Genomic DNA, 401 nt, shown 5'->3' on the forward strand with positions numbered 1-401 from the left:
GTTGTAGAAGGTCGACAGGATCTCCTCGCCGTCCAGCCCGAGCGCGTAGAGAAGCGACGTCGCCGGCAGCTTGCGCTTCCGGTCGATGCGGACGTGCACGATGTCCTTGGCATCGAATTCGACGTCGAGCCAGGAGCCGCGATACGGGATGATGCGGGCGGCGAACAGGAGCTTGCCCGACGAGTGGGTCTTGCCCTTGTCGTGGTCGAAGAACACGCCCGGCGAGCGGTGCATCTGCGAGACGATGACGCGCTCGGTGCCGTTGACGATGAAGGTGCCGTTCTCCGTCATCAGGGGCATGTCGCCCATGTAGACGTCCTGCTCCTTGATGTCCTTGACCGACTTGGCCTGGGTGTCCGGATCGACATCGAACACGATCAGCCGCAGGGTCACCTTCAGCG

General features: G+C 63.1%; 1 protein-coding gene. It reads right to left on the minus strand.

All coding sequences use genetic code 11. The features are described 5' to 3' along the window. A partial coding sequence (locus tag FJV41_RS51330) for a hypothetical protein (RefSeq protein WP_141649685.1) occupies positions 1–401 on the minus strand: 401 nt, incomplete at both ends.

This window comes from Myxococcus llanfairpwllgwyngyllgogerychwyrndrobwllllantysiliogogogochensis (assembly GCF_006636215.1).
Taxonomy (GTDB): Bacteria; Myxococcota; Myxococcia; order Myxococcales; family Myxococcaceae; genus Myxococcus; species Myxococcus llanfairpwllgwyngyllgogerychwyrndrobwllllantysiliogogogochensis.